The organism is Butyrivibrio sp. INlla18 (assembly GCF_900103635.1).
Classification (GTDB): domain Bacteria; phylum Bacillota; class Clostridia; order Lachnospirales; family Lachnospiraceae; genus Butyrivibrio.
On record NZ_FMXK01000006.1, the window covers coordinates 161,979 to 185,148 of the forward strand.

A 23,170-nucleotide genomic window follows, 5' to 3' on the forward strand; every position below is an offset into this window, starting at 1 on the left:
AGACATATATTTTTATGAAAAAAAGAGGATTTTGTATTTTTTACAAAAATCTTTATTGGGGAAGTTCATTAAAAAAACATTCTCTTATAAAATGGCGACTTATGCACGGAAGAGGACAGTTTAATATCTTCTGCATCACAAGATCCATGAATGACAGTGATCAGCTTGATATCATTCACTGTGCCTTTTTAAAACAGCCTTATTATCTCGAACATCCAGTCATGATATATGGAATTGCCAAAAGCTATGAAGAAGCACTTGAGCTTGTAGTCAAGATATCCGATGAAGCAATTCAAAAGGGCTATGAGGGCAGATTATTAGCATATCTTGACAGAGAATAACGGAGTAACTTATGTTGGCGGGAATTCTTACAGTATTAAAGATAATTGGCATAGTATTTCTGGTGATATTAGCTCTTCTTATTGCCATTATCCTATTGGTTTTATTTGTTCCACTTAGATACAAACTTGATATTGATATACCTCGAACTGAGCTTCAAAGCGGCTTTGATATGGAAAAGATGTTCCTAAATGCCAGATTTACCTGGCTTTTGCATTTTATAAATGCTGGAATCACTTATCCCAAGCAAAAAGAGTTTGAAGTGAAGATTTTGGGGATTCGTGTTTTTCCAAGAAAAGTAAAAAAGACCTCCGAAAAGGCCGATAAAATAATTGAGGCCAAACCTTCTGAGGGTGTCATCGAAATGAGCAACATGGAAGAGAAGACCACTGAAGAGACACATGAAGAGCTTCAAAATGATGAAAACATACAGGAACAAAATATAGAGGAAACTAAAAAACCAGAGTTAGAGCAGGCAGAAGAGACTCATGAAGCGAAAGTAGAGGCCACATCTGATGACGTAGATGATGAGGAGCGCAAAAGCTTTCTGGATGTCATCTGGAAGATCATAGATTTTGTGAAAAAACTTATCGAAACGCCACAAAATGTGTTTTCGAAAATACAATATACAATATCTAGAGTTTGTGGTAAGATAGATATGGTTAAGACCACGCTCGAAAATGATATTTTTAAAAGGGCATTTGCTCTTGTGAAAGGTAAGCTTATAAAGCTTATCAAGATGATCTTACCTGATAGAACAGATATAAGGATCACACTTGGAACAGGAGATCCAGCTCTGACAGCAGAGGTTATGGCTGCCTATGGAGCACTTTATCCGGTCCTTGCCGGCAAGGTTTATATGGATCCTGATTTTGAAGAGAGCGTGATAGGTCTTAAGGCTCATCTTAAGGGCCACATAACTTGTTTTACAGTAGTGTATTGTGCAGCTGTTTGCTATTTCAATAAAGATGTGAAAAAAGTGATCAGGAGATTCAAGAAGATCATGAATTCCTGATAAGCTGGAGGGTAATATGGCAGAATCAAATTTTAGTGGTGTTGTTGAGTCCCTTTTAAAGGGCATGAATTCTATACTTGCAACAAAGACAGTAGTTGGAGAGGCAACTCAGGTAGGAGATACTATCATCCTTCCTCTTGTAGATGTTTCTTTTGGTGTAGGAGCAGGTTCAACAAACGCAGATAAAAAGGATGGCGGAGCAGGCGGATTTGGCGCAAAGATGTCTCCTAGTGCAGTCCTTGTTATAAAGAACGGATCTACCAAGCTAGTTAATATCAAAAACCAGGATGCAGTAACAAAGGTTTTAGATCTCGTACCTGATATTGTGGATCGTTTTTCAAAAAAAGAAGAAATCATGGATGACAAATCAGCAGTAGATATTGCTTTTCCGGAGGATGAGGAAAAGTAATCCAGAAAGGCAGGGGTACCTTTATGGACGAGAGAAGAAATCTTGAAGAAATTATCTTAAACGGTAGCAAAGATGAGCTCGCTGAGTTAAGAGTATGGCTTTTTAAGGAAAGTGTTCGTTTAGAAAATCACGAGAGTGCTCTTTCAGAGCGTTATGCCAAGTTAGAAGCAGATGAGATAGCTTTTAAAGAAAAGATGGATGCGGCTGAAAGAAAGCTTGAGAACGCGCAGAAAAAATTAAATAATGACAAAGCTTTGTTTGAGCAGAGACTCAAGATACTTAATAATGGCTTTGATGAGCTTAACAACGATAGAAGGAGACTTGAGTCAGAATATTGCAGACTTGAACGTGAAAAGGGCTATCAGAGAGAAAATGAGTATGACGCCCTTGATCTGCTCTTTAGAGGTGCCAATACACCACTTACGCTCAAGAAGAGATACAAGGATCTTATGAAGATGTTCCATCCTGATAACATAAGTGGCGATCATGATATGGTTCAGCTTATTAACCAGGAGTATAGCGCACTTTGCAGACAGTATGATATGAGTGCTACCAACTAATAGGGGGCTAGTCTAGGGGGAAGCTTATTTTTGACATAAAAAAATATTTATGATAAATTAAACAAGTCATTGCTCTTTCTGAGTAATGACTTGTGTGTGTTCTACGGGGATTCTTTGATTCTTACAGCGATTCTGCTGAAGATTTCAAAAGTAAAAAAATAAAAAATATTTATTGACATAATCGAACGTTTGTTTTACTATAAATTCATGGATAGAACGAATGTTCTTTTGAGAAGGAGATTAGTATGGAAAGAGAAGAAAAACAAAAAGCATTAGAGGCAGCTCTTGGACAGATTGAGAAGCAGTTCGGTAAGGGAGCTGTAATGAAGCTTGGTGATTCATCTGATACTATGAATATTGAGACTATCCCTACAGGATCATTGAGCCTTGATATCGCGCTTGGTCTTGGTGGTATTCCAAAGGGTAGAATTATAGAGATTTATGGACCTGAGTCCAGTGGTAAGACAACAGTAACTCTTCATATGATCGCAGAGGTTCAGAAGAGAGGCGGTATTGCAGGATTTATCGACGCAGAGCATGCTCTTGATCCTGTATATGCCAAGAATATTGGAGTAGATGTAGACAACCTCTATATTTCACAGCCAGATAGTGGTGAGCAGGCTCTTGAGATCACAGAGACAATGGTACGTTCAGGTGCTATCGATATCGTAGTAGTTGACTCGGTTGCTGCTCTAGTACCAAAGGCTGAGATTGATGGTGACATGGGAGATTCTCACGTAGGTCTTCAGGCAAGACTTATGTCACAGGCTCTTCGTAAGCTTACAGCTGTTATTAGCAAGTCAAACTGTACAGTAGTATTCATCAACCAGCTCAGAGAGAAGGTTGGTGTTATGTTTGGTAACCCAGAGACTACAACTGGTGGACGTGCCCTTAAGTTCTATTCTTCAGTTCGTATGGATGTTCGTCGTATTGAGGCTATCAAGCAGAATGGTGAGAACATCGGTAACAGAACAAGAGTTAAGGTAGTTAAGAACAAGATTGCTCCTCCTTTCAAGGAAGCAGAGTTCGACATCATGTTTGGTAAGGGAATCTCAGCTACAGGAGACATCCTTGATCTTGCAGCTGGTGTTGATATTGTTAATAAGAGTGGTGCTTGGTATCAGTACGAAGGTGAGAAGATTGGTCAGGGCCGTGAGAATGCTAAGCTCTATCTTGAGAATAACCCAGAGATTCGCGCTGAGATTGATGCTAAGGTAAGAGCTCACTACGGACTTCCAGTAAATGGCGTTGCAGTAGCTCCTAAGGCAGAAGAGGAAGCTCCAGCACCTAAGAAAACAAAATCATCAAAGTAATGACCTATATCGGTGACCTTCGGGTCACCGATTTTCATAAGAGGAGCAAATAGATGATCGTTAGCGATATCGTTGAGCTTGATAAAAAGAGAAGTAAGGTTTATATAGATGGGGAGTTTGCCTTTGTGATGTATAAGGGCGAATTTCGTGAATATGGCATCAAATTAGAGGCTGAAATATCAGAAGAAACATATGATTCGATCATTACAGTTCTTCTTCCTAAAAGGGCTACAAAGCGTGCTATGAACCTTCTTCAAAAAAGGGACTATACTGAGGCTAAATTAAGAGAAAAGCTATCAGAAGGCTTGTATCCATCAGATGCTATAGATGCGGCAATTGATTACGTTAAATCTTATCATTACCTTGACGATGAGAGATATGCCAGAGACTATATCACCTATCATATGCCTACTAAGAGCAAAAATAGAATAGTACAGGATTTAACTAATAAAGGTATCAAGAAAGACTTACTTATTCCGATTTTAGAGGAAATATATGAGGAAGAGGATGATGACCCTGAATCTTCTCAGATAGAAGCACTTCTTCAAAAAAAGCATTACTCCAAGGAACTTGACTATAAGGAACAGCAGAAAATAATCGCTTTTCTTCTTAGAAGAGGCTTTTCTCTAGACAAAGTAAAACGTGTTATTAACTCAGTTTCTGAATAATAACTTGGCAATAAGTATCCCCCGTCCAAACTGTATGAAGATACATTTGGGACGGGGGATTATTAAGAAGGGTGAATGTATTACATGTTGATAAACTGTTTAGTGCTTTCACTAAGCTTATCAGTTACGCTGTTATTTGTATCCATTGCAGAACTGATACCTGTGATCTCATCAACAATATCCTGTGAGCTTGATGCAGATTGACTGATAGCATTAGAAGCCTGGTCTACAGACTCAGTTATGGATGTTACGTTACTTGCCATATCACCCATAATTTCTGTAAGGGTCTGAGACTGCTCTGAAATACCATCAAGCATTTCATTTATGATCTTAGCGGTTTCTTCGTATTTTTCACCGGTATCAACAAATGCATCATAATCTGCAAGAACTGTTGTGTTGATGAATTCAAGAACCTGAAGAGCATTGTCAGCAAGAGATTTAACTGCAGCAGTTACTTCATTGCTTATATTCTGAATATTGCCAGCTGTCTGACGTGAATTCTCAGCAAGAGAGCTGATTTCTTCTGCAACTACGGCAAATCCCTTGCCGGCTTCACCAGCTCTTGCTGCCTCAATTGATGCGTTTAGAGCAAGGAGATTGGTCTGTGATGCAATATCCAGGATTACATTTGTAAGTTCGCTGATCTGTGAAACTTTTTCACTATCTTTAACGGACTGTTCAAGAACAGAAGAGAGAACTTCCATCTTAGAACCAGTGTTATCTTTCTTGTTCTGGGCATCATTTTTAATTTCTATAGCCTCAGCTCTGATCTCTTCAGCTTTTGCAGTACCATCTTCAACGCCATTGTTGATATTTTTAGTAGCTGTATTAACATCCTCAAGTTTATTGTTCATTATATCTGCAGTTTCAGCAACATTCTGCATGCTTGCTGATAATTCTTCCAAGGCTGCAGAGGTGTTTGTGATGTTATCGCTTGCAAGCTTGATCTGACTTGTCATATTTTCTGAAGATTCTGTAAGGGATACAGTGCCATCTTTTACTTCCTTAAGGATTATCTGTAAGGTTTCAATAAAGTGATTGAAGCCATCCTTAATATGTACAAGTTCTGATGAAGTTTGGGTGGTTACACGTACTGTAAGATCACCTTGATGATTTTTGATGTTACTAATGATATCGTTGATCTCACTGGCAATTTGATTAACCTTACGTCCAACCAATCTATAGTTAACAAATACGAATATGATAATAGCAATAATATAAACTACTACCAGAATATTAATGACTGTTACTGCAGCACTGGCTCTGGCTTGAACTGTTTGCTGAACAGACATTTCTACAGATGCAAGTTCTGTATTGATTATTTCAAGCTGCTCCTTCATGTTTGCAAGCTGAGTAGAAGCATCGCCATATACAACTCCTACAATTGTGTCTACATCAGATTTCTTAGCAGCTTCTATAATGCTAGAATATCCAACTCTGTAGCTTTCATAATTTTCCTTAAGAACCTTTATTGCTGAATTGATCTTGGCATTATCTCCAGCAATGGACGGAAGCGTATTGCTTATTCCTTCAATAGCCGAATCCATTTCAGAAACACAGTTTTCCATTTCTGGTATCTTGGTATCGAGCTGTCCGATCTGAACAATAGTATCGAACATGGAAGCAAGAGCAAAACCGTCATTATCAAGAATACGCATATCTACTTCAAAGACACGTATATCTTCCATAACACCTTCAACTGTCTGAGTTGTAGAAATAGATGTATTAGTGATATTCATCATCTCAGAAGTTACTATAGCAATAGAAATGAAAAAGAGTACAAGCAGTGCGGCGTAAGACATGGCACTCATACCAGCTACTGTCTTGAAAAAAGGAATTTTTCTGATTGCTGAGGAATCAGTTAAACTATTTTTTTCTTTGTTTGACATATGAATCTCCTTTTTGAACAAATAAAGATTAATAAATATACATTATTTTTTTGTGAATGCAACTATATTTTACAAAATTTAAATTTGTTTTTGTTAGTGTTTATCATAATTTGATATAAAATTTCCGTTTGATTAATAATTATTCATTCTGGAGACTAGAATTTGACTTTTTTAAACCCGTTTATATGTACATATCTTGACACTATACCTTATAAAAGGTAAAATTTAAGTGTTGTAAAATTGTATAAAAGTGGGCTCTGAGGGGACCTGCTATACAAAATATTGTACAATGAAAATTGAATAAGGAGGTGCTCCTGTAATGAACTATGTCATTATTGCAGTAGTAGCAGCTCTTGTCGCTTTTATTGCAGCGTGGATGCTTTCTACGTTACATCACAAGAAGGTATCTGATAGTAAGATTGGAAGTGCTGAAGAAAGGGCAAGAAAAATTATTGACGAAGCACTCAAAAATGCCGAAGAAACAAAGCGTGAGAAACTTCTAGAAGCCAAAGAAGAGGCACTTAAGACACGTAATGAGCTTGAGAAGGAAGTTAAGGATCGTAGAAACGAGGTTCAGCGTAGCGAACGTCGAGTTCAGCAGAAAGAGGAAAACGTCGAAAAGAGATCCGAAGCGATCGAGAGAAAAGAGCAGAGTTTAAATGCCCGTGAAGAGGCACTCAGCAAAAAGAGCGAAGAGGTTGCTAAGCTTAATGAACAGAGAATACAGGAACTAGAAAAAATCTCTGGCTTAACCTCCGAGCAGGCAAAAGAGTATCTTTTAAAGATAGTCGAAGATGATGTAAAGCATGAATCAGCTGTCATGATCAAGAACATGGAAGCTGAGGCTAAAGAAGAAGCTGATAAGAGAGCAAAGGAGATCGTTGTTAATGCGATCCAGCGTTGTTCTGCTGACCACGTATCAGAAACTACAATTTCTGTAGTACAGCTTCCTAATGATGAAATGAAAGGTCGTATCATTGGTAGAGAGGGTAGAAATATCAGAACTCTTGAGACAATGACTGGTGTAGATCTTATTATTGACGATACACCAGAGGCAGTAGTTATTTCTGGCTTTGATCCTATACGTAGAGAAGTTGCTCGTATAGCACTTGAGAAGCTTATCGTAGACGGTCGTATCCATCCAGCTAGAATTGAAGAGATGGTTGAAAAAGCGCAGAAAGAAGTTGCTGCTAAGATCAAAGAAGAAGGTGAAAATGCTGCGATAGAGGCAGGCGTTCACGGACTTCATCCTGAAGTTATCAAGATTTTAGGACGTATGAAGTTCAGAACAAGTTATGGACAGAATTGTCTTAAGCATTCTGTAGAGGTAGCTCAGCTTTGTGGACTTCTTGCATCAGAGCTTGGTCTCGATGTTAGAGTAGCAAAGAGAGCCGGACTTTTACATGATATCGGTAAAGCTGTTGACCATGAACTTGAAGGTTCACATATTCAGCTCGGTGTTGATATCTGTAAGAAGTACAAGGAATCTCAGATTGTAATCAATGCGGTTGAGGCACATCACGGAGATGTTGAACCTCAGTCACTTATAGCAGTTCTTGTTCAGGCTGCAGACACTATTTCTTCTGCAAGACCTGGAGCTCGTAGAGAGACACTTGAAACTTACACATCTAGATTAAAAGAACTCGAGGATATTACTAATAGCTTTAAGGGTGTTGATCACTCATTTGCTATTCAGGCTGGCCGTGAAGTCAGAGTAATGGTAGTTCCTGAGCAGGTTTCAGATGCAGACATGGTGCTTATGGCTCGTGATATTGCCAAGAAGATCGAGGATGAAATGGAATATCCTGGTCAGATCAAGGTAAACATTATTAGAGAGAGCAGAGCAACTGAATATGCTAAGTAATTAAAAAGCTGTCCTTATGGGCAGCTTTTTTCTTTTTTTAAATATTTTTCTCAATTAGATAGAATTACTTGTAAAAAACGATTGCGTGCAATATAATAAAAAGTATAATGATGAAAAGGGGTTAGTACTATGCACGAATCTGGTGAAGATTATATCGAAACTATATATCTGTTAAAGAAGCGCAACGGTTCAGTACGCTCTATAGATGTAGCTAATGAGCTTAATTTTTCACGCCCTTCAGTATCAAGAGCTGTAGGAATACTTAAAGATAATGGCCTTATCACTGTAGCAGATGATGGTGAGCTTGTTCTTACCGAAGAAGGCCTTAAGACTGCTAAGCATGTATATGAGAAGCATACTAATCTTACTAAGTTCCTTATGATGACTGCCGGAGTAAATGAGACTATCGCAGAAACTGATGCCTGCAGAATAGAGCACATCATAAGTCCTGAGACCTTTAAGGGTATCAAGAAGTATGTAAAAGAGCACAAGGAAGATTGAACATAATTTAATAATGAAAGAATATTTAGCCACTTAGCTTTGCTAAGTGGCTTTTTTCATTAATTTCAAGAAAAAAATCACAATTTTACAAAAATAGTTTCAAATATGATGATTTGTATGATTGCCTTCTTAGTACAATTTAAAAGGATTTTTTATGAGATTAAAGGGAGGCATAGGGAATGTGCAAAGAAATTAAAAGGTTTTTATCATTCGTACTTGCTTTAGCGCTTATATTTACTACTTTTAGTAGTGATCTTGCAAGCACTAAGGTATATGCGGTTGGATCAGTAGAGGAAATGAATGAGTCTGCTGGTGAAAATGAAGATGGAGATATATTTGAAAGCTTTTCTGAAATAGATGAGAAAAGCGATGCTGTAGACAATGCAAATGAGGGCGTTGTTACAGGACCTTCTGATGAAAGTAGCGTGGAAGCTACTAATATAATCGCATCAGAAGAGAATACTTCTAATGAAGAAAGCACTGAGGTATCCACAGAAGAAACTTCAGTAGATGCTTCAGTAGATGCAAGTTCAGAGGCTTCTAGTGAGGATGCTAGTGCAGTAGCAAGTACTGGAGCTTCAGAAGATGCTGCTACACTTGCAAGTAGCGTAGAAGAGCTTGAGTTTGATCAGGATAAAGTGATCGACGGAATCAAGATATCTCTTTATGCAAAGAAGGGTGTTCTTCCTGCAGATGCTGAGCTTCGTGTAGAGAAGGTTGAGACTTCTTTGGAAGAAAAGATCGAAGAAGCAATTGATGCTGAGACAGGTTCTAATGTAAATGTTGAAAAGACATATTCATATGATATCAACATTTATTCTGAGAGCGAGGGCAAAAATGTACAGCCAGAAGAAGGAACTGTAAGAGTCACATTCGAACAGGTTCATGAGGCTAGTGACAAGAATCTTTCCCTTGAGGTTTACCATGTAAAAGAAAATGATGGAGAAGTTCAGAATGTAGAAAAGGTTGCTGAAGGAAACAAAAATTCTACAGAGACTGAGATCAGTTTTGATGCTGAGCACTTCTCAATCTATACACTTACACTTATTGAATCTTATCTGATCTTCGAGGACAAGGAAAATACAATTACTATTTCAATGGTAAATGAAAAGGGAGAGAGCATTGGTGAAGATTTACCTCATACAGTTTCACTTGGTCTGCTTGATCTGTATGAAACATCTGTTAGCGCTGTTGCACCTTCAATTCCTTGTTACACATTTTCTAAGGCAAAACTTGGTGATAAAGAATTTGATCTTATCAAATTAAAAGATGGTAAAGTACTTGCTCGTATTGATGGATTTTGGTCAGATGAAGAAGTTGGTGAAATAAAGGCTGATAGTAAAGTTACTTTTATCTATAAAGAATCAGTTTATACAACATATGACCATCTTGATCTTGGCTTTACAGATGAGGAGTTCAAACTTTATAAGAATGATCCATCTACTAAGATCTATGCCATTGTTAATGGTAAAAAGCTCAGTATGGGCATAACTGGTCCTGACGGCGGTTATGATGCAGAACTTGGAACATACGAATATAGACTTGATCTTGGAGAAAATGGCGCTCCAAAATCAGTTAAATCAACAGATACAATCGTATTTGAAGTTGAGTATAAGGGACAGACATATCGTTATAGCCCTACATCTCTTGAAAATGCTAAGGCTTATGAGAGCTGCTACTATGCCCACAGATATATCCAGTACGTTTTTGGATTTGACTATTACTATAACTTTACAGATCAGTTTGTAGTAGTTGGAAATCTTATCTACAACAAGAATGATGGTTCAACTACAAAGCCTGTTGCTGATAAGAAGTCAGAAGCACATGCTACATCATTTACATTTACAGTAAAAGATATTGCTGAGACAGGTCTTGGTACATATGAAGGACACGAATTCCTTGGCTGGGCTGAGAGTGCTGATGCTAAGGTTCCTCAGTTCAAGGCTGGAGATTCAATTGTAGTTGAAAAGAATGGAAGAAAAGAACTCTACGCAGTTTGGGACGATGAGTATATTTATGTTCCGGTATATGCTACAGATGGAACTACAAGTACAGTAGCTACTTCACAGTTTAAGACAATCCTTGGTCTTGAATATAGACAGAGTGATTCATATTACCCTGTAGGTGTTATCAAGTTTCCAGCTTCATTCTTTGCTGGCAAGACATCTCCATACATCAAGACTGAAGAGGATCTTAATGCTGTATTAGATGCTGTTAAGGTTATTGATAAGAGCTGTCTTATAGATGACGGCGTTAAGAATGCAAATAACACAGTTGCTGATAATCTTCAGTATGTACAAAGAGACATAGGAAAGGATTCTAACTCAAAGTACACAGCACTTTTTGATTATACATTTAGCCGCTCTATAAAGAATCCAGATGGCGGAAACTTCAAGTATCATCTTGATCTTAGATTTGCAACAAATGATGTTACATATAAGGGACTTTATTTTACAGGTGATAAGAAGACAGAAACAAAGGATCTTGGAGAGGGTTCTACATACCTTTCAGGAACTGCTGTAACATATAAGGACGCATCTGATTATGTATCAGCTTATGCTAATGGATATAAGCTTGCTGATATTTACACAGATGAAGCTTGCACTCAGAAGTTTAATGGACTTACAAGCATTAGTGAGAACACAACTCTTTATGCTAAGTTCACTAAGCCAGATAGAGAAAGCCTTGCCTTCTTTATCATCAAAGATACATATACAGCTACACCAAATGCTGGACCACAGGATTCAAAGTACTATTATCCAGAAAGTGGTAAATATGATTGGACAGGTTCAGCCAAGAACTTTGATCTTTTGACACCTACATATACAGGTTCAAATGGTTATGTTTCTATCTATAATTGGGAAAATGGTATCAACCAGGAGTACACTGGTTGGGCATATGATGCTGGTGTTAAGGACAAGATCAACACTTATGTAAGCAGCACATTTGGTTCTAACTTCTCAGAAAGCGATGTAGTTTGGTACGTATATAAGAGACAGTCAGGTGGTTCTAGACATATTGATGGATATGTAGCAACAAATGTTACATACAATGCTAACCAGGGCGGAACAACTGCTGATGGTAAGACAGAAGTAGCTGATAGCAAGGTTAGATTTGGCAATACAGTAAGTGTTAAGCCTAACATGTTCACAAATTCAGATTCTAACTTCGTTGGCTGGAATACAAAGGCTGATGGAACAGGAACATGGTATGGAACAACATACAATAACAAGACGATCAAATTAAATGATAAGATTGTTCTTTATGCTCAGTGGAACAAGGAAGTAACATTTAAGGCTAACTTCATCGTTCAGGGTGAGGATGGTTCTTTCTATACAGATGGTGCACTTAACTATATCATGCAGAAAGAGTTTACGATCAAGCTGAAGGATGGCGAAACTAAGACTGTTACTCCAGAGGTATTTAAGAATCCTAAGCCTGCTAAGATCTCAAGCTATCTTATACCTGCAATCGGAGGCGTTAAGATGATGTTTGATAGAAATATCGTAGATGAGCAGGGGATTACTTATACAGTAGCTCCAGAAGAGGTTGCTGGTAACTGGTCAGGAACAGTAAGCAAAGATGGTGAGCAGTTAGTTCTTAATATCTACTACTTGCGTGATGACTTTAGTACTGACGTAGTTGTTACATCATTAGACGAGGAATGGTTCTATGATGGAACAGCTCATGAGTATGACAAGGAAGAGAAGTTCACTTACACAAGTTCATCTAAAAACATTGAGGTAACTGATGTTACACTTGCATCTAATAAAGTAACAAATGTAAGTGACAATAAGCTTGGTAACAATGAGATAACAGCTCTTAAGATCAAGAATACTGAAACTGGTAAGGAATATTCATTAACAGTTAAGGATGGCAAGGTTGTAACAGGCGGCGATGCAGCAACAAAGGTAACTGTTGTAAACGGATCCCTTAAGATCAAGCCTAGAACAGTAACACTTACATCTAAGACTCTTACAAAGGAATTTGATCTCAAATCTCTTACAGCTGAAGAGAGATTTAAGGCTGGCGAGACAGATGCAAAAGACATCATAGCAACAGCATTTAACGCTGAAACAGGTGAAGGATTTGTTTCTGGCGAAGGAATCGATGCTTCTAAGACAGAATTTACTGGAAGCAGAGTAGAAGTTGGTGGTACAGGTGAAGGTGAGAACAAATTTACTTATGTTCTTTCTAAAGGTCTTTTAAAAGAAACAAAGGCTGAGAACTACAATATTTCAACTGAGTTTGGTGATCTTGTAGTTACAGATAGAGAAGAGAAATATGTTATCAAGGTTCGCCTTGGCGCTGAAGGAAATGGTGGCGATACAGTACTTCCTTATAACGGAAGTTCGCAGCATGCTGACCTTACAGTTCATGTATATGTTGATGCTGAGAGTTCATCAGGTCTTGAGGATCTTGTAAATAGACTTAACGCACTTTTATCAAATGTAACTAGCATTGGTACTCTTGTAGTTCATGCTGAGGAGAGTGAACCTGAGACTCCTGAAGGAACAAAGGTAGATGCTGAAACAGTTAAGATAAATGGCATAGATGTTACGGTTGATAACCTCTATGTATCAGGCGGCGAGGGAACTGATGTAGGAACATATCCAGTATTTCTTAACACTGAGAATATGACTATCGAAGCTGTTGTTGATGGTAAAGAGATTGACCTTAATAATCAGGTTAGGATTGAAGTTGAGAACAATATCACAAAAGTTACAGAAGAAGAGCAGGTTACAGAAGACCTTAACCCATCAGAAGTAGTTATCGGTAACCTTGTTGTAGAAAAGAGAAAAGTAACTCTTACATCAGGTTCTGGTAGAAAGCAGCAGGATGGAACTCCTCTTACAAACAGCACTGTTACAGTATCAGGCGATGGATTTGCAAATGGTGAAGCAGGTCAGGAAGGTGCAGTTTATAACGTAACTGGATCGATCACAAATGAAGGAAGCACACCTAACGCATTTACGTACACATTACAGGAAAATACTAAGGCAGATAACTACAACATTACTACAGTATTTGGAACACTTGAGATCTACACTACTGGCGGCGAGGACAATCCTCCTGCAGAAGGTGGCACAGTAACAACAGCCGCTCCAGCTGCAGCGCCTGCAGGTGCAGTACTTGGTGCTAGAAGAGATCCTGTAACAAATGGTCAGGCAGTACTTGGTGCTAGACGAGCTAGAACAGAGGATTCTACTAATAATACAGGTAGATTTATCGTTATCCTTATAGCTGCTGGTCTTGCTTCATGCATGACATTTGTTGGTAGAAAAAAGAAGGAAGAAAAAGAGTAATATCAAAATTTAAACAGGGATGTTTAATATAAAAAAGAGCTGGTGCTTTTTGGCACCAGTTCTTTTACTTTAGGTAGACTTCTTATTTGTGATTTTAGATAAAAACTGATAGTATAACCATAGACTATTGGAGGATAAGATATTGTTACCTGAAAAGTTTAAAGAACGTATGAGAGCGTATCTTTCAGAAAAAGAGTATGAGCAGTTCATCTCATCTTTTGACACTGATGAAAGATATCAGGCTCTTAGGATAAATGAATTAAAAAGCGATGTTTTAAGCGCAAAAGAGATGCTTTCTTATCTTGGAAATAATGTTCCATGGGAGGAAACAGCTTTTTATTATAATGAAGATCCAGCAAATATGGTCACTCCAGGAAAGCACCCCTATCATGAGGCGGGGCTTTATTACATTCAGGAGCCAAGCGCTATGTCACCTGTTTGCTTTCTTGATCCAAAGCCTGGAGACAAAGTTCTTGATCTGTGCGCAGCTCCTGGAGGTAAGACAACTCAGATCGCTTCTAAGATGAAGGGGCAGGGCATTCTTATAACCAATGAGATAAATAGGGACAGAGCACGAATTCTTTCTTTGAACGTAGAAAGGATGGGAATAAGTAACGCTCTTGTAACTAACGAGGATTCAGCAAAGCTATCCTCAGTGTTTGAGGGCTATTTTGACAAGATATTAGTAGATGCGCCATGTTCCGGCGAAGGAATGTTTAGGAAAAATGACAATGCAGCAGATGAATGGAGCATGGAGAACGTTAAGACCTGTGCCTTAAGACAGGAAGAAATATTAGATAATGCAGCCAAGATGCTTCTTCCAGGAGGAAGACTTGTGTATTCAACTTGCACCTTTGCTGCTGATGAAAATGAAGAGAGCATACTAAAGTTTCTGTTTGCTCATCCTGATTTTCATGTTGTCAAGGTGGATGCCTTTGATGGCATGGATCCAGGCCGAGCAGAGCTTATAAGGCCTGAGCTCAGAGCTTCATTAGAAGCTAAGGATAAAGCTCTTTTTGAAAAGAGCCTTGAACAGATTAAATATTCTATAAGGCTGTGGCCTCATAAACTTAAAGGTGAGGGCCATTTTTTGTGCGTACTTGAAAGAGATGGAGAGCTTTTAAAAGATTCATCTTTTGTGCCAGGTGGACGAAATATTCCTGCTAAGCCTGAATGTATCAAGCCATTTGAGACTTTTGTTATGGAGAGCTTAAAGTTTGATAAAAAGACCTTTGAACTTAAGAGAGGAAGTATATATTGCAGACTTGAAAGCGGCCAGGAACTTAAGGGCATTATATTTATGTTTGGAGATCAGATGTACCTTGCTCCAAGCGACATGCCTTCTGTAATGGGACTTAAATGTATGCGTCCAGGTCTTCATCTTGGAACTCTCAAAAAAGACAGATTTGAGCCCTCGCATGCGCTAGCTCTTTTCCTAAAAAAGGAAGATGTGAATATAGTCTTTGACCACGACGCAGACTCTGATGATATCAAAGCTTATCTTAATGGACAGACCATAAGAGCTGAGCTTTCAGGACAAAAGGGCTGGGCACTTGTTACAGTATCAGGCCTTAGTATTGGTTGGGCCAAGGCTGCAGGTGGTATGCTCAAAAATCATTATCCAAAGGGACTTAGAATAAATTATGCGTAAATTACTGGTATTTTTAAAAGATTATAAGAAAGAGACAATATTAGGACCTTTATTTAAGCTTCTTGAAGCATCCTTTGAGCTCATGGTTCCTCTTGTTATCGCAGCAATGATAAATGACGGTATCAAGACTGGCAACAAAGAATATATTATTAAGATGAGCATTATTCTGGTGCTTTTATGTCTTGTTGGCTTTATAAGCGCAGTCACTGCCCAGTTTTTTGCAGCTAAGGCAGCAACAGGCTTTGCCAAGAAGGTAAAAAGAGCTTTGTTTGATAATATTCAGAAGCTTTCATACACAGATATGGATCAGATCGGCACTTCAGCCATGATCACCAGAATGACAACTGATGTAAATCAGGTTCAGCAGGGCGTTAACATGACCATAAGACTACTTCTTAGGTCTCCTTTTGTAGTTCTTGGAGCTATGGTCATGGCCTTTACTATTGATACAAGGCTTGCGCTTATTTTCCTAGTAACCATAGTTCTTTTGTCTGTAGTAGTCGCACTTATCATGGGATGGAGCATTCCAAGATATGGCAAGATTCAGGCTGGACTTGATACAGTTCTTAGACTTACTAGAGAAAATCATAGCGGCGTTCGTGTTATCAGGGCTTTTGGTCTTGAGGACAGGGAAGTAAAGAACTTTAATAAGCAAAATAATGCCCTTATGAATCTTCAAAAATTCGTAGGAAGCGTATCGGCTCTTATGAATCCACTTACTTTTGGTATTCTTAATCTTGCTGTAGCTTTTCTTATCTACAAGGGAGCAATTGTTGTTAATTCAGGAGATCTTTCTCAAGGTGATATGGTAGCTCTTTATGACTATATGTCTCAGATACTTGTAGAACTTATTAAGTTTGCTAATCTTATCCTGACTATTACCAAGGCGATTGCTTCTGGTAACAGAGTGCAGGAGCTTCTTGAACTTAAGTCATCAATGGAAGATGGCTCATCAGAAAGCTTTGAAAAGACAACTGAGCATGTTGTATTTAAGAATGTATCGATGAGATATGCTGGAGACAGCGAGGATTCTCTTGAAAATGTAGACCTTGTCGTTAATAGGGGCGAGAAGATTGGCGTTATCGGTGGTACTGGTAGCGGCAAGTCTACTTTTATAAATCTCATTCCTAGATTTTATGATACGAGGGAAGGTGTTGTTTTATTTGACGGCAAGGATGTTAGGCAGTACAAGCTTGACGCTCTTAGGGAGAAGATAGGTATCGTTCCTCAGAAGGCAGTTCTTTTCCATGGAACCATCAGAGATAACATCAAATGGGGCAAGAAGGATGCCACAGATGAAGAGATTTATGAAGCTTTATCTATAGCTCAGGCAAAAGAGATCGTGGATGGCAAGGAAGGTGGCCTTGACTTTGTAGTTGCTCAGGGCGGTAAAAACTTCTCAGGTGGTCAGAAGCAGAGACTTACTATTGCCAGAGCTCTTGTAAGAAAGCCTGAAGTTTTGATCCTTGATGATAGTGCTTCAGCTCTTGACTATATGACTGACAAGAATTTGCGTGAAGCTATAGCCAATATGCCTGATCCGCCAACGACGTTTATTGTATCTCAGAGAACCTCTGCCGTTTCTACTTGTGACAAGATCGTGGTACTTGATAACGGCAAAGTTGCTGGCATTGGAAAGCATGACGAGCTTTTGAATAGCTGCGACCTTTATAGGGAAATCTATGATTCTCAGTTCAAGAAGGAGGGAGCAGTATGAAAAAGGGAACACTTAAAAAGGTATTAAAATATGCATCAAGATACAGATTCCTTATATTTGTATCCTTGTTTCTTTCAATAGTTACAGCTCTTTTGACACTTTATGTGCCTATTCTTGTTGGTGATGCCATCGACTGTATAGTTGATACAGGCAAGGTAGATATGGCAAGGATTGTTAAGATCCTGCATCAGGTAGTGTTTGTGGTTCTTGCAATAGCTCTTTTCCAGTGGATCATGAACATCGCAAACAATAAGATCACCTTTCAGGTTGTAAGAGACGTAAGAGAGGATGCCTTCAAGAGACTTCAGCATCTTCCTTTTGAATATCTTGATTCCAAGCAGACTGGTGAGATAGTAAGTAGAGTCATCTCTGATGTTGATCTATTCTCAGATGGACTACTTATGGGATTTACACAGCTCTTTACTGGTGTTGTGACTATAGCAGCTACTCTTATCATCATGTTTATGAAAAACTATAAGATTGCGCTGGTTGTTGTATTCCTTACGCCACTTTCACTTCTTGTGGCTAGGTTTATTGCTACTAAGTCCTTTAGCTATTTTAAGAGCCAGAGCGAGGCTAGAGCTGATCAGACAGCTTTTGTTGATGAGATGATAGGTAACCTTTCAGTTGTTAAAGCCTTTGCTCATGAAGCTGAAAATATGGAAGTGTTTGATGATGTCAATGACAGACTTGAAAGGACAAGCATCAAGGCTACATTTATTTCATCACTTACTAATCCAGGAACCAGATTTATCAATAACCTAGTATATGCTGCAGTTGCTTTATTTGGCGCTTTTGCATGCATGGCTGGAACCATGACTATTGGCGGACTTGTTGTATTTCTTAGATATGCCAATCAGTATACCAAGCCATTTAATGAGATTACAGGCGTGGTTACAGAGCTTCAGAATTCACTTGTATGTGCTGAGAGAGTATTTGCTCTTATCGAAGAAAAGGAAGAGCTTCTTGAGGATAAGGATGCACCAGAAAGCTTTAGTCCTGAAGGCGTTGTAGACTTTAAGGATGTGGCATTTTCATATGATAAGTCTAAAAAGCTTATTGAAGACCTTGACCTTGATATCAAGAAAGGTCAGAGAGTAGCTATTGTTGGACCAACAGGAAGTGGTAAGACTACACTTATAAATCTTCTTATGCGTTTCTATGATGTGGATGAGGGCTCGATTAAGATTGATGGCTATGATCTTAGAAAGCTGAAAAGACGTGATATCAGAGACAACTTTGGTATGGTCCTTCAAGAAACATGGCTTCGAAATGGAACTATCAGAGATAATATCACTCTTGGAAGAGAAGGCTTTACTGATGAAGAGATCATTGAGGCAGCCAAGGCTTCTCATGCTCATAGCTTTATTAAGAGACTTCCAAATGGCTATGATACAGTTATTTCTGAAAATGGTGGTAATCTATCTCAAGGTCAGAAGCAGCTTCTTTGCATTACTAGAGTAATGCTGAGTATTCCTCCAATGTTGATTCTTGATGAAGCTACATCATCAATTGATACAAGTACTGAGATTCGTATCCAGAAAGCATTTAATAGAATGATGCAGGGTAGAACAAGCTTTATCGTAGCTCACAGACTCTCAACTATCAGAGAAGCTGACGTCATTCTTGTTATGAAGGATGGACATATTATTGAGCAGGGAAATCATGAGGACTTGTTAGCTAAGCAGGGATTTTATTATAATCTTTATAATAGTCAGTTTGCATGATAAAATATGTTTTTTAAAAGTATAGCAAATGTTAACTAAAATGCGTTAATATGGAATAAGGATGGTGGGTTACAGACTTAATTCGTTTTAGGAGATATATATGAACAAGCAGAACAGACCAGTTATAGTGATGGGACACAAGAATCCTGATACAGATTCAATCTGCGCAGCTATAACTTATGCTAACTTAAAAAGAAAGATAACAGGCGGAGAGTATATCGCCTGCAGAGCTGGACACCTTAACGAGGAGACACAGTTTGTATTGTCTCATTTTGGAGTTGAAGTTCCTTGCTATGTTAAGGATGTTAGAACACAGGTTAGGGACATGGAGATCAAGCAGCTCGATGGTACAGATAGAAACCTTTCTCTCAAGAATGCGTGGGCAAAGATGAGAGATAATGAGGTTGTAACTCTTTGCGTAACTGAAGATGATGAACTTCAGGGTATTGTTACAACTAATGATATCGTTGAGACATACATGGATGTTATCGATCCAAATATCCTTTCTGAGGCAGGTACCTGCTACAGAAATATCGTAGAGACCCTTGATGGCGAGCTGATTGTGGGCGAGATCGATGACGTTTTAAAGAAGGGAAAGGTTGTAATTGCAGCAGCTAACCCTGATATGATGGAGAATGTTATTGAGGAAGGCGACGTAGTAATCCTTGGTAATAGATATGATATGCAGCTGTGTGCCATCGAGATGAATGCTGGATGTATCATAGTCTGTGAAGGTGCTGATGTAGCCAAGACTATTCAAATCCAGGCTAAAGAGCACGGAACCAAGATCATTACAACACCTCATGACACCTTCATTGTGGCAAGACTTATAAATCAGTCAATGCCAATTGAACATGTTATGAAAAAGAACAATCTTGTAAGCTTCCACATGGATGATTACATTGAGGATATTCAGGAAGTAATGGCTCAGATGAGACATAGATATTTCCCAGTCCTTGATAAGAACGATCACTACATTGGTATGATCAGCCGAAGAAATTTCCTTGGTGCCAAGAAAAAGCAACTGATCCTTGTAGATCACAATGAAAAGAATCAGGCAGTAAATGGTGCTGATACAGCTGAAATCCTTGAGATCATAGATCACCACAGACTTCGTACCATTGAGACTGCAGGACCTGTATATTTCAGAAACCAGCCACTTGGCTCAACATGTACTATCATCTATCTGATGTACAAGGAATATCAGGTTGAGATAGACAAGACTATTGCTGGACTTTTAATGGCAGCTATATTGTCAGATACTCTTATGTTCAAGTCACCTACCTGCACACTTATCGACAAGCAGGCAGGAGAAGAGCTAGCTGGGATCGCTGGTGTTGATTATGAGTCTTTTGCAAAAGAGATGTTCCATGCCGGATCTAACTTAAGTGGCAAGACAGCAACTGAGATCCTTCATCAGGACTTCAAGAAGTTCACTGTTGATGATCTTACTATCGGAATTGGTCAGATCAATTCTATGAGTGCAGATGAACTTTCTGAGATCAAAGAGAAGATAATGCCTGAGCTTAGCAAAGTATCATCAGATGACGGACTTGATATGTTGTTCTTCATGCTTACAAATATCATTGATGAGTCTTCTGAAATTATCTTTACTGGAGCTAAGGCGCAGCATACATTAGGAAGTGCATTTGGAGTTACTACAAAGGGCGACAGCGCAATCCTTCCTGGAGTGGTATCTCGTAAGAAACAGCTTTTGCCAAATATAGTTGAGGCCATACAAAGCTAAGATAGAAAATCTGGGGGAAAATCTTATGGACGAACTACGTATGCGACTTTTACACGAAATTATGGGGGTATATGGCCCAAATCAGGGCCAGTCTATTGGTGCTGTCATTATCCCTGCTTTTCTTGGGGACTTTAAAAAGGTTCTTGAAAAGACGGACTCTTTTGATGAAGTGTCTGAGGAATATATGACAGAAGATAAGCGTATTCATTTAGTTCTGTATGGTAGAAAAGAGCTTGGAAAAAAGAGCTCTGATTTTGTGGTGACCGGATGTGACTTTAATGAAAAGAGTCTTTTTGGTGCCTACGAAGATATGAAGATTAAAATGTAAAGAAAAAAGCCTGATCGAAAGATCAGGCTTTTGTAGTGCCGGCAGTGGGACTTGAACCCACACGTGGTTACCCACAACAGATTTTGAGTCTGCATCGTCTGCCATTCCGACATGCCGGCTTATAAAAGCTGTATCACATGAGGAATACAGCTTTATTAGTTTAGCATAGGAGATGATTATATTCAAGGAGTTTTTGAATAGAATTCTTTATGCTTTGTTCTTATAAAGGTAGTAAGCAAGCACATGAAGAGACTGTTTGAAGTCGCCGCCATAGATTCTTGATAATAGTTCTTTTTCTGAAATAGTCTCAATGTTAAGAAATTCAGTATCATCAAGGTCCTGACCGCAGATCTTTTTGCAAGCTGTAGCGCAGTAGATGTGAACGTTACTGTTTGATAATGTGGCATTTGCTGGGATTGTAAGTAGGTGTGCCCAGTTATCTGAGATATAGCCAGTTTCTTCTTTGAGTTCTCTCTTGGCAGCTTCAAAGGCGTCATCTTCAGTGGCGATGATATTTTTGCTTGTTATGTAAGGAACGTCGCTTTTTTCTTTGTATTCGATGGCTCCAGCTGGAAATTCAGTTGTAATCTCATCAATACCATGTCTGTACTGCTTGACGCAGATATATTGGCCTTTTTCATCTATAGCAACGATGAGAGAGAAGCTGTGCTTGGAATAGTTATATACAGGACCGATCACGGAGTCATTAGGGAGCTTATATTCATTTCTTCTAAAGTCGATCCATTCGTCCTGAACTACGTGTTCTTCATTTATGAGTTTCCATTTAAGGTCATTGTTTTGCATTTGGGATACCTCTGTGTTTATGCGTTTTTACTTATGATGATACTCCAGGTAATCATATTGCTACAAGATTAAATTATTTTGAAAAATAATTTCTGTAATCATAATAGTTTCTTTTTGATAAATAGTAACAAATAAAGAGTTATGTTATAATGATAATGCTATATTTATAAATTTTACGGTGGGCGGCGTGTATGAAACTAATATCTGTTGATAAACTTGAACCGGGGCTTGTTGTTTCTGAAAACATCTATACTATTGATGACAGACTTGTTCTTCCTAAAGGAACTGTCCTTTCTAACAAGGACATAGAAAGAATCAGATCTCATTCTCTTTACAATATCTTTGTAGAAAATGAGAAGAAGCCTGTTCCTTTGGATATTCCACATAAACCGGCTGTCACTTTATCCTATGCTGAAAGGCTTAGAAATTCTGAAGAATTCATCAAGTTCAAACAGCATATCGAGGAAAACGCCAAAGAGCTTGAAGAGTCATTTAAGATGATCGCAAATGGCACTATGGCTCTTGATGTTGATAAGCTTACAGAACCTGTATATCACCTCTTTGTAGAAGCCGGTGGTACAGCAGGTGTATTTGATATGCTTCATAATCTCCGCGACAACAGTGATGCAGTTTATATGCACAGCCTTAACGTTTCACTTATCTGTAATACAATTGCTAACTGGATGAAACTTCCAGAGGAAAAAATCCAGCTTGCTACAGCAGCAGGTCTTTTACACGATATTGGTAAAGTTCTCCTTCCACAGGAGCTTCTTGATAAGGATACTCCATATACAGAGTATGAAACTAGACTCCTTAAGGAGCACGTAGTAAAGGGATACGAGCTTGTAAAAGACGAAGATATTGATCAGCACATCAAAAATAGCGTTATCATGCACCATGAATTCCGTGATGGTTCAGGATATCCATTCCATATCAAGGGCGATCAGATCGACGAGATCGCAAGCATTGTGACTGTTGCCAATATCTATGACGAGCTTACCAGCAAGAGAAAGTATAGAGCACCTCTTTGCCCATTTGAAGTTATCAGTAAGTTTGAAGAGGAAGGTTATGAGAAGTTTGATGCAGATGTTATTATCACTTTCCTTGGCAATATAGCCAATACCTTCATTGCAAATCGAGTTATGCTCAATAATGGGCAGACTGGCGATATTATCTATAATCATCCGGAACATTTATCTAGACCAACAGTAAAATGTGGGGAAAAATATATCAATCTGGAATTAGAAAGAAAACTTTCTATCGTGGCGGTTATCTAAGGAAATTTGCACAAATATCGGAAACGAAAATTGTAAAAAACGTTTCTTGTTAATT

General features: G+C 38.6%; 17 protein-coding genes and 1 tRNA gene. 15 read left to right on the forward strand and 3 right to left on the reverse strand.

Annotated features, from left to right (window positions below; all coding sequences use genetic code 11):
• Nucleotides 1–14: 14 nt before the first annotated feature.
• From BLS24_RS04805 to BLS24_RS04830, 6 genes are all read left to right on the forward strand, one after another.
• On the forward strand, nt 15–341 hold the full coding sequence (locus tag BLS24_RS04805) for a hypothetical protein (RefSeq protein ID WP_091756658.1): 327 nt from the start codon (nt 15–17) through the stop codon (nt 339–341).
• 11 nt (nt 342–352) lie between these two features.
• Nucleotides 353–1,354, forward strand: a complete 1,002-nt coding sequence (locus tag BLS24_RS04810) for a hypothetical protein (protein ID WP_091756660.1) — start codon at nt 353–355, stop codon at nt 1,352–1,354.
• Nucleotides 1,355–1,370: 16 nt separating this feature from the next.
• On the forward strand, nt 1,371–1,763 hold the full coding sequence (locus BLS24_RS04815; protein ID WP_091756662.1) for a GerW family sporulation protein: 393 nt from the start codon (nt 1,371–1,373) through the stop codon (nt 1,761–1,763).
• 23 nt (nt 1,764–1,786) lie between these two features.
• A complete protein-coding gene (locus BLS24_RS04820; RefSeq protein ID WP_091756664.1) occupies nt 1,787–2,323 on the forward strand; it encodes a J domain-containing protein in 537 nt (178 codons plus the stop codon).
• A gap of 245 nt (nt 2,324–2,568) precedes the next feature.
• Nucleotides 2,569–3,636, forward strand: a complete 1,068-nt coding sequence (recA, locus tag BLS24_RS04825) for a recombinase RecA (RefSeq protein WP_091756666.1) — start codon at nt 2,569–2,571, stop codon at nt 3,634–3,636.
• A gap of 53 nt (nt 3,637–3,689) precedes the next feature.
• Nucleotides 3,690–4,304, forward strand: a complete 615-nt coding sequence (locus tag BLS24_RS04830; protein WP_091756668.1) for a regulatory protein RecX — start codon at nt 3,690–3,692, stop codon at nt 4,302–4,304.
• 80 nt (nt 4,305–4,384) lie between these two features.
• Here BLS24_RS04830 and BLS24_RS04835 read toward each other — a convergent pair whose 3' ends face one another.
• On the reverse strand, nt 4,385–6,193 hold the full coding sequence (locus BLS24_RS04835) for a methyl-accepting chemotaxis protein (protein ID WP_091756670.1): 1,809 nt from the start codon (nt 6,191–6,193) through the stop codon (nt 4,385–4,387).
• Between the two features lie 319 nt (nt 6,194–6,512).
• Between BLS24_RS04835 and rny the strand changes: the two genes are divergently transcribed.
• From rny to BLS24_RS04875, 8 genes are all read left to right on the forward strand, one after another.
• Nucleotides 6,513–8,057 carry a ribonuclease Y gene (rny, locus tag BLS24_RS04840; RefSeq protein WP_071176248.1) on the forward strand — a complete coding sequence of 515 codons (1,545 nt, stop codon included), beginning with the start codon at nt 6,513–6,515 and terminating at the stop codon, nt 8,055–8,057.
• Nucleotides 8,058–8,186: 129 nt separating this feature from the next.
• Complete coding sequence (locus tag BLS24_RS04845) at nt 8,187–8,558, forward strand: metal-dependent transcriptional regulator (protein WP_091756672.1); 372 nt, start codon at nt 8,187–8,189, stop codon at nt 8,556–8,558.
• Between the two features lie 179 nt (nt 8,559–8,737).
• Nucleotides 8,738–13,864 carry an InlB B-repeat-containing protein gene (locus tag BLS24_RS04850; protein WP_143015141.1) on the forward strand — a complete coding sequence of 1,709 codons (5,127 nt, stop codon included), beginning with the start codon at nt 8,738–8,740 and terminating at the stop codon, nt 13,862–13,864.
• Between the two features lie 142 nt (nt 13,865–14,006).
• Nucleotides 14,007–15,515: an RsmF rRNA methyltransferase first C-terminal domain-containing protein gene (locus tag BLS24_RS04855; RefSeq protein WP_091756674.1), complete on the forward strand. Its 1,509-nt coding sequence runs from the start codon at nt 14,007–14,009 to the stop codon at nt 15,513–15,515.
• A complete protein-coding gene (locus BLS24_RS04860; RefSeq protein WP_091756676.1) occupies nt 15,508–17,232 on the forward strand; it encodes an ABC transporter ATP-binding protein in 1,725 nt (574 codons plus the stop codon). The genes BLS24_RS04855 and BLS24_RS04860 overlap by 8 nt, the downstream gene beginning before the upstream one ends.
• Nucleotides 17,229–18,959 (forward strand): ABC transporter ATP-binding protein, encoded by a 1,731-nt coding sequence (locus tag BLS24_RS04865; RefSeq protein ID WP_091756678.1) that lies wholly within the window; start codon nt 17,229–17,231, stop codon nt 18,957–18,959. Before BLS24_RS04860 ends, BLS24_RS04865 begins: the two co-directional genes overlap by 4 nt.
• A 100-nt stretch (nt 18,960–19,059) precedes the next feature.
• Complete coding sequence (locus BLS24_RS04870; RefSeq protein WP_091756680.1) at nt 19,060–20,706, forward strand: putative manganese-dependent inorganic diphosphatase; 1,647 nt, start codon at nt 19,060–19,062, stop codon at nt 20,704–20,706.
• Between the two features lie 25 nt (nt 20,707–20,731).
• On the forward strand, nt 20,732–21,034 hold the full coding sequence (locus BLS24_RS04875; protein ID WP_091756683.1) for a hypothetical protein: 303 nt from the start codon (nt 20,732–20,734) through the stop codon (nt 21,032–21,034).
• A gap of 36 nt (nt 21,035–21,070) precedes the next feature.
• Here the strand turns inward: BLS24_RS04875 and BLS24_RS04880 are convergent.
• Nucleotides 21,071–21,153: transfer RNA gene (locus BLS24_RS04880), tRNA-Leu, on the reverse strand.
• Nucleotides 21,154–21,241: 88 nt separating this feature from the next.
• Nucleotides 21,242–21,838 (reverse strand): NUDIX hydrolase, encoded by a 597-nt coding sequence (locus tag BLS24_RS04885; RefSeq protein WP_091756685.1) that lies wholly within the window; start codon nt 21,836–21,838, stop codon nt 21,242–21,244.
• Nucleotides 21,839–22,029: 191 nt separating this feature from the next.
• Between BLS24_RS04885 and BLS24_RS04890 the strand changes: the two genes are divergently transcribed.
• The gene (locus BLS24_RS04890) at nt 22,030–23,115 is read left to right on the forward strand and encodes an HD-GYP domain-containing protein (RefSeq protein ID WP_091756687.1); all 1,086 of its coding nucleotides are present in this window, start codon (nt 22,030–22,032) and stop codon (nt 23,113–23,115) included.
• The last annotated feature ends 55 nt before the right edge of the window (nt 23,116–23,170 follow it).